The organism is Marinobacterium jannaschii DSM 6295 (genome assembly GCF_000620085.1).
GTDB classification, from domain to species: domain Bacteria; phylum Pseudomonadota; class Gammaproteobacteria; order Pseudomonadales; family Balneatricaceae; genus Pontibacterium; species Pontibacterium jannaschii.
Genome location: NZ_JHVJ01000042.1, coordinates 1 through 7,252 on the forward strand (window position 1 = coordinate 1; position 7,252 = coordinate 7,252).

Sequence of the window (7,252 nt, forward strand, 5' to 3'; positions counted from 1 at the left end):
CGAGGACGGCCAACTGGACTGATGTTTCATTCTGATCAGGGCAGCCAGTATGCCAGTCGTGCCTTCTGTCAGCGGCTGTGGCGTTATCGAATCATGCAGAGCATGAGCCGAAGGGGCAATTGTTGGGACAACTCGCCAATGGAAAGACTCTTTCGCAGTTACAAGTCCGAGTGGATGCCTATTACGGGTTATCAATCAGCAAGAGAAGCCCAACGAGACATCAGCTTCTATCTGATGGAGCGATACAACTGGCAACGGCCACATCAATATAACAATGGATTACCTCCTGCAAAGGCAGAGGAAGATCCTATCTTACTGTCCGGAATTAGTTGACCACTACAGTGGCTCTACCAGGGCCTACCCGAAGGTATGCTTTAGAAATACTAACCCGTGAACTCAGATCTCCCTGTGAACAGCTATGCGGGACCGGTGCCGTCGAAAGCCCATCCCCGAGCCTCTGGCAACGATATCAGCTCACTGATGTCATTGATTTACAGTCCTTTCTACTCTTTTCCCTTCCAACAGACAAGCAGCTACTTAAGTGGAAATACTAAGATGTGTATCTGAACACTGTCTTGACGGCTTAGAAAGCAGCACAGATTTTTGGCCATGCTACCAACCAATGCTTGATTTAGTCTGTGGAGGGCTCTGCCAGGTCGACAGGTTTAAAATGGATCTCTATCTGGTAGGTGTTATTGTCCGTCTGGTCGATTCGATGACTCCAACCCATGCGCTCGCAGAGTTGACGGACAATATCCAAACCGAACCCAAAGTGCTCGGCCTGGTCAATCCGCAGCTGATCGATATCGTTGCGTATGCGCAGGTGGTCGAAGGTTAAGTCGATCTGGATTTGACCCGCACAGTATTCAAAGCTGTTTCTGAATAAGGTCGTGACGATTACATTCGCCACAACAGCGTTTGCCGACAGGGTTACGGATTGATTCAGATTGGTATCAACTTGAATTGACCGGTAGCTTTCCAGGCCCTGAAACTTATCAAGCTCTGCTTCTATTAATCAATGCAGATCAATCAGCGCTAAATCCTGATCTTCTGGACGGCTGCGAGATAGCAGCAGGAAGGTCTCAATCACCTCTTCCATCTGCACAAATGCAATCGCAATCCGTTGCACTGCTGCGTGCCTTTTTTGCTTCACCAGGTCTGAATTATCGACCACCTGACAGTTCTGCCACAGATTCAGCGATGACTTGATGATTGCAACCGGAGTACGCAGCTCATGGCTGGCGTAGCCGGAGAAGCGTTTTTCACGTTCGAATGCACTGCGAATACGTTCCAGGGTTTCGCTGTAGGCTTGACTGACTTCCCCAAACTCATCAGCCCGATGCGGCGGCTCATAGGCAATATCATTGGGATCGGTTGCTCGAATCTGTCGCTGCAGTGCCTGTACCAAGCGGGCGATCTGGCGAGCTAATAGTAGGCCAATGATCATCCCGAACACGGAAATGCTGCCGACACTCAGGGAGAGTGTTGAGAGGATTTTATCAATTACCGTCGATGGAAAAGACGATAAAGCCTATTGCGTGTGTGTCCGTGGCCAGCAGTCCATCACGTCAACCTTAAAGCCTCTGGACTGAATCCTGACAGTCTATATCCAATATAATGCCTTACAGCGATTACCAATTTTCGTTACCATTCGGAATCGCGTACAATGCGCGCCCCAAAGATCAACCAGCCCGGACAGATCCCGGCAGGAATACAGCATGAAGTTTGAAGCACTCGACCTCGCACCGGAAATCATGCGCGCCGTTAAAGCGTGTGGTTACAGCTCACTGACGCCGATTCAGCAGAAAGCAATCGTTGCGGTACGTCGTGGACGCGATGTGCTGGCCAATGCCCAGACCGGCACAGGTAAGACTGCTGCGTTTACCCTGCCGGTATTGCAACAGATGGCCGATCGTCCTGCCGAGGTTAAGCCCGGCGCGGTACGTACTCTGGTACTGACGCCCACACGTGAACTGGCAATGCAGCTGACCGAAACGATCAGCAACTATGCGCAGTATCTGCCGTTTACTGTGATTTCGGCTTACGGCGGTTCCAGCCTTGAAGGCCAGGCGAAGAAGATTCAGCGTGGCGCTGACATTCTGGTTGCTACGCCTGCGCGCCTGATCGAACATATCACCGCCTGTAATATTAACCTGTCTCAGGTTGAGTTTCTGGTGCTGGATGAAGCCGACCGTATGCTGGATATGGGCTTTGTAAAGGATGTGATGAATATCCGTCAGAAGCTGACCGCCAAGCCTCAGACCCTGCTGTTCTCCGCCACCGCTTCCGGAATGCTGAACGAACTGTCGGCCAAGATGCTGAAAAACCCGGTCGAAATTATGGTTAACCGCCGTAACTCCACCGCCGATACCGTTGAGCATGTGGTCTACCCGGTAGAAGAATCACGCAAGCCGGAGCTGTTTGCCGAGCTGTTGGAGAAGCACAACTGGTTCCAGGTACTGGTCTTCACCAAGACCAAGGCACAGGCTGACGACCTGGTACAGGAGCTGAAGTTTGACGGCATCAAAGCGATGGTCTGCCACGGTGATAAATCCCAGGGTTCCCGCCGCCGCGCTATCGAGCAGTTCAAGGACGGCAAGGCACAGGTACTGATTGCCACTGAAGTCGCTGCACGCGGTCTGGATATCGAAGGTCTGGAGTATGTGGTGAACTACAACCTGCCGTTCCTGGCGGAAGACTATGTGCATCGTATCGGACGCGCCGGTCGTGCCGGTAAGAAAGGTTACGCGATCTCCTTTGTCAGCCGTGAAGAGGAGCGCTCCCTGCTGGTTATCGAGAAACTGATCGGCAGCACCATCAAACGTAAGTTCATGCGTGGCTACGAAGTCAGTGACCGGGATGGCCTGCGTAAACGAATCGTGAAAAAGAAGCCGGCGCCACGGATGAACAAGTCAACCAAAGAGCGCGTCGCGAAGAAAATCCAGAAAACCGCCAGCCGCGGCAAGAAAAAGTAAGTTTCTCTCCCGGCAGACAGCCGCCTGCCGGGCCTTCCCCATATCCTGATTACCTGGCTGTTTACACATCAACACGCGCTGCAATATAACGGTATATTCAAACGATCAAAACCGATGCCAGCTGTCGTTCAAGCGCCGGATAATCCGGTAGCTGAGCCGACAGTGTCGTGACTATCACCGCTTCTCTACACAACGCCCGAATCATAAACAGTCGTGCGCTATCAGGCCGGCAGCCCTGCTTTTCTTCGAGCCACTGACCGATCCACTGCTCCTGCTGTTGCTCCAGCAGGCCAAGCTGAGCATAGACCTCAGGCTCCATCTTATGCCGCTCACCCCAGGCAATACGGTAGATCGCCAGCCAGTCATTGCGCTGCACCAGCTGGCGGAAGGACTCGATAATACCCGCCACCATCTCGGTATCATTGTCAATCTGCTGCCGGGCGGCACTGATCTCCCCGAGCATCTGAGGCAATAGCTCCAGCAACATCGCCTGCTTGGTCGAAAAATTGTTATACACCGTCGGCTTCGAGACCCCGGCCCTTTGCACCACCAGATCGATCGATGTGCCCTGATAGCCGAAGTCTGCGAACAGGGATCTCGCCGTATCAAGTATTTGCTGCTTTTTAGAAGGTCTGCCTCTGGCCATAAAGTATCCATTGACGGCAGCAAAAATTCGTATTATTTTTACTGAACCGTTTAGTTAATAAATTCCAAGTAAGTGGTGCCGATAATGAGTCATGAAGGTCGCTTCGGTCAATATGGCGGTAGCTATATCCCGGAAATCCTGCACAACAGCCAGCAACAACTGATAGCAGCCTATCGCAGCGCGATGGCTGACGAGACCTTCGTGGCCGAACTGGAGTGGCAGTTACAGCATTTCTCCGGCCGGCCCACTCCGCTCACTTTCTGCCCCAACCTGAGTAAAACCCTGGGCGGTGCCCAGATCTACCTGAAACGGGAAGATCTCAATCACAGCGGCGCGCATAAGATGACCAATGTGATCGGCCAGGGCCTTTTGACCAAACGCATGGGTAAAAAGCGCATCATCGCTGAAACCGGTGCGGGTCAGCACGGCGTGGCTTCGGCACTAATTGCGGCCCGCCTGGGGCTGGAATGTACGGTGTATATGGGTGCCCATGATATCGAACGGCAATACCCCAACGTTTTCTGGATGAAGCAACTCGGAGCCACAGTGGTCTCTGTTGAGTCTGGCTCCCGTACTCTGCGTGATGCACTGGATGAAGCGATGCGCGACTGGGCACAGAACTATCAGGATACCCACTACCTGATCGGCACAGCCTGCGGATGTGAGCCTTATCCGGAGATGGTGGCGGGATTCCAGTCAGTGATAGGCAATGAGGTAAAAAAACAGGCTGCAGAGCAGTTTGGCGCCCTGCCGGACAAGATCTATGCCTGTGTCGGTGGCGGCAGCAATGCCTGCGGTATCTTCCTGCCATTTCTGGATACCGATACTGAGCTGGTTGGGGTGGAAGCCGGCGGAATTGGCGATGCGCCGGGTGAGCACGCCAAGCGCTTTCATGTAGCAGATTCTAAACCAGGTATTGCGCAGGGCTTTGCCAGCCTGTTTCTACAGGATGATCAGGGGCAGCTGATGGAGACCCAGTCGATCTCTGCCGGCCTGGACTATGTCAGCGTATCGCCTATTCTGGCTGACCTTGAAGCGCAAGGAAAAGTCCGTATGACCTCTGCCCGGGACGATGAAGTGCTGCAGGCTTTCCGTACACTGGCCAGCAACGAGGGCATCATTCCGGCGCTGGAATCTTCCCATGCCGTGGCCGGTGCACTGCGAGAAGCGGCCGCACTGGACCCATCACAGAAAATTGTGATTAATATATCCGGACGTGGCGATAAGGATATCTTTAATATCGCCAAGGCGGTTAAAGACACACAGTTCAATGAATTCCTCGCTGGCTATCTGGAAAGGGAGACGCAGGCATGAGCAGCTTACAGAAATATATTATCGATCAGCGCGAATCCAAGCCGATCCTGCTGATGACCCATGTGGTTTACGGCTACCCGACCGTGGCCGACAGCCTGCAGTTGATGGCGTCCTTGCTGGAACAGGGGGTTGAGTTTCTGGAAGTACAGTTCCCCTTCTCTGACCCGGTCGCCGATGGCCCGGCGATTACCGCCGCCTGCCACGCTGCGGTGGAGAACAAGCCGGAACTGGCCCAGTACCTGGTAGATATGGCGAAGCTGAAAACCGCCTATCCGGATAGTCGGATTCTGATGATGAGCTACCTTAACCCGCTGTATCGTTTTGGACTGGATCGGGTTGTCTGCCTGGCACGCGGCGTCATTAGCGGATTTATTATTCCCGACCTGCCTCTGGAAATGGGACAGCAGTTTGCCGATGAGTGTATCAATGCCGATATCGCGCCGATCTGGCTGGCAACACCTGACACAGACGAAGAGCGCCTGAAGGTCGTCGGCAAGGCGGCGTACGGCATGCTTTACTGCGTCAGTCGGCGCGGTGTCACTGGCCAGCATACAGATCAGCTTAACGATCTGAGCAGTTACCTGCAGCGCGTTAAAGCCCATGTGGATGTGCCGCTGGGTGTGGGCTTTGGTATTCAGAGCCCGCAGGATGTCGCTGACCTGACCGGTCAGGCTGATATTGCGATTCTCGGCTCAGCCCTGCTTAACGCATTTAATCAGGGCGGCATCCCGGCCGTACAACAGCTGGTTGCCAGTCTGCGATAAGCAATGAACCCAAGCCCGTAACAGGGCTTACCGGGACTCTAAAGCTCTACCGGCAGAATAGCGAAACTGCTATTCTGTCCCCCTTCTATGGCCGCCACTGTTGGCGGCCTTCTTAATTGGATATCGAGTCAGTAGCAATGAGCAAGTACTGGAGCGACGCGATCAAGCGCCTGACGCCCTATGTTCCGGGCGAACAGCCGAAAGAAACCGGCATTACCAAACTTAATACCAACGAAAACCCTTACCCGCCGTCAGCTAAAGCCGCTGAAGTCATTAACGGCTTTGATACAGGCCGGCTGCGCCTGTACTCAGACCCCGACTGCAGTCGTCTGAAAGATGCTATCGCCAGCTATTATGCGGTGGAGCGTAAGAATGTTTTCGTCGGTAACGGATCGGACGAGGTGCTGGCCCACACCTTCAGTGCATTTTTCCGCCACCCTCGCCCGCTGCTGCTGCCTGAATTCACTTACAGCTTCTATGACGTCTACTGCAACCTGTTCGGTATCGATTACAAGATGATTCCGCTGCAGGATCAGTTCCGCCTCGACCTGGACGACTATAACGAGCCTAATGCCGGGATCATCTTCGCCAACCCGAATGCGCCCACCAGTCGCGCAGTGGAGCTGGGGGAGATCGAAGCCCTGCTACAGCGTAATACCGAATCAGTTGTGGTAGTAGACGAAGCCTATGTCGATTTTGGTGCCAGCTCTGCGATCGAGCTAACGCGCAAATACGATAATGTGCTTGTGATTCAGACCTTTTCCAAATCACGCTCTCTGGCGGGGATGCGGGTTGGCTTCGCGATCGGCCATGAAGACCTGATCAGCGGCCTGGAGATGGTAAAGAACAGCTTTAACTCCTATCCGCTGGATATGCTGGCAATCGAGTCAGCAGTGGCAGCCATTGAAGATCAGGACTGGTTTGAAGAGACCACTCAGAAGATCATCGAAACCCGGGAGTGGACAGCCAAACAGCTGGAACAGCTGGGGTTTGTCAGCCTGCCCTCAAAGACCAACTTCCTGTTCACCCAGCACCGTCACATTGAAGGTGCCGAGCTGATGGGCTATCTGCGGGCAAAGAAAATCCTGGTACGCCACTTCGGCAAACCGGGCATAGAGAACTACCTGCGTATCACCATCGGAACCCTGGAAGAGATGAAGCTTCTGGTCGATACACTGGCCCGGCATCCCGATATCGGCTGATATCCTGCTAGCCAATAAACCCAAAAGCCACTACTTAGCAGCAATGCTGTTCACTTAAGCCAAAAACGGCATAATTGAATAAAATCCAGCATCCCTGTCGGTTGCTGGATTTTTTTTTATGCCCCTACACCAAACCTTGCTTGAGATTGATGAGCTGCACCAGTTCTCAGATCAAAGCACCTTCACTCAGAACATCCCGATTGAATGGATAGAGTCAGCGCTGACCCTGACTGACAAGGCGAGTATTCGCCGACGACGTCTACCGTCTGATCAGGTTCTATGGATGGTCTTGGGTATGGCACTCTTTCGTGATGAACCCATCGGTGATGTTGCCCGGCGTCTCAATATCTG

The 7,252-nt window shown here is 53.3% G+C and carries 9 protein-coding genes; 7 read left to right on the top strand and 2 right to left on the bottom strand.

The annotated features are described in order from the left end of the window. Positions 1-333: integrase core domain-containing protein (locus tag Q354_RS27975; RefSeq protein ID WP_156948391.1), on the top strand; the 333-nt coding region annotated here is incomplete at its 5' end. Between the two features lie 337 nt (positions 334-670). Next, complete coding sequence (locus Q354_RS28305) at positions 671-838, top strand: hypothetical protein (protein ID WP_156948392.1); 168 nt, start codon at positions 671-673, stop codon at positions 836-838. A 177-nt stretch (positions 839-1,015) separates the two neighbouring features. On the opposite strand, the gene Q354_RS0115870 is transcribed toward Q354_RS28305, so the two are convergent. Next, positions 1,016-1,447 (bottom strand): histidine kinase dimerization/phospho-acceptor domain-containing protein, encoded by a 432-nt coding sequence (locus tag Q354_RS0115870; RefSeq protein ID WP_027858459.1) that lies wholly within the window; start codon positions 1,445-1,447, stop codon positions 1,016-1,018. 271 nt (positions 1,448-1,718) lie between these two features. Here Q354_RS0115870 and Q354_RS0115875 point away from each other — a divergent pair, with 271 nt between their 5' ends. Then, a complete protein-coding gene (locus Q354_RS0115875; protein WP_027858460.1) occupies positions 1,719-2,975 on the top strand; it encodes a DEAD/DEAH box helicase in 1,257 nt (418 codons plus the stop codon). A gap of 97 nt (positions 2,976-3,072) precedes the next feature. Here the strand turns inward: Q354_RS0115875 and Q354_RS27530 are convergent, their stop codons facing one another. Beyond that, the gene (locus Q354_RS27530) at positions 3,073-3,621 is read right to left on the bottom strand and encodes a TetR/AcrR family transcriptional regulator (protein ID WP_051560201.1); all 549 of its coding nucleotides are present in this window, start codon (positions 3,619-3,621) and stop codon (positions 3,073-3,075) included. Positions 3,622-3,705: 84 nt separating this feature from the next. Between Q354_RS27530 and trpB the strand changes: the two genes are divergently transcribed. The 4 genes from trpB to Q354_RS0115900 all read left to right on the top strand — a co-directional run. After that, on the top strand, positions 3,706-4,935 hold the full coding sequence (gene trpB, locus Q354_RS0115885; RefSeq protein WP_036230252.1) for a tryptophan synthase subunit beta: 1,230 nt from the start codon (positions 3,706-3,708) through the stop codon (positions 4,933-4,935). Then, positions 4,932-5,699 carry a tryptophan synthase subunit alpha gene (gene trpA / locus Q354_RS0115890; RefSeq protein ID WP_027858462.1) on the top strand — a complete coding sequence of 256 codons (768 nt, stop codon included), beginning with the start codon at positions 4,932-4,934 and terminating at the stop codon, positions 5,697-5,699. The genes trpB and trpA overlap by 4 nt, the downstream gene beginning before the upstream one ends. 137 nt (positions 5,700-5,836) lie before the next feature. Beyond that, positions 5,837-6,901 carry a histidinol-phosphate transaminase gene (gene hisC, locus Q354_RS0115895; protein WP_027858463.1) on the top strand — a complete coding sequence of 355 codons (1,065 nt, stop codon included), beginning with the start codon at positions 5,837-5,839 and terminating at the stop codon, positions 6,899-6,901. A gap of 118 nt (positions 6,902-7,019) precedes the next feature. Beyond that, positions 7,020-7,252 (top strand): transposase domain-containing protein (locus tag Q354_RS0115900; protein ID WP_027858464.1); only part of this gene is annotated, 233 nt, incomplete at its 3' end.

Bases quoted from the DNA above. Each gene is read 5' to 3' on its own strand.
- Q354_RS28305 (WP_156948392.1), top strand. From the start codon at position 671: ATGGATCTCTATCTGGTAGGTGTTATTGTCCGTCTGGTCGATTCGATG.
- Q354_RS0115870 (WP_027858459.1), bottom strand. From the start codon at position 1,447: ATGATCATTGGCCTACTATTAGCTCGCCAGATCGCCCGCTTGGTACAG.
- Q354_RS0115875 (WP_027858460.1), top strand. From the start codon at position 1,719: ATGAAGTTTGAAGCACTCGACCTCGCACCGGAAATCATGCGCGCCGTT.
- Q354_RS27530 (WP_051560201.1), bottom strand. From the start codon at position 3,621: ATGGCCAGAGGCAGACCTTCTAAAAAGCAGCAAATACTTGATACGGCG.
- trpB (WP_036230252.1), top strand. From the start codon at position 3,706: ATGAGTCATGAAGGTCGCTTCGGTCAATATGGCGGTAGCTATATCCCG.
- trpA (WP_027858462.1), top strand. From the start codon at position 4,932: ATGAGCAGCTTACAGAAATATATTATCGATCAGCGCGAATCCAAGCCG.
- hisC (WP_027858463.1), top strand. From the start codon at position 5,837: ATGAGCAAGTACTGGAGCGACGCGATCAAGCGCCTGACGCCCTATGTT.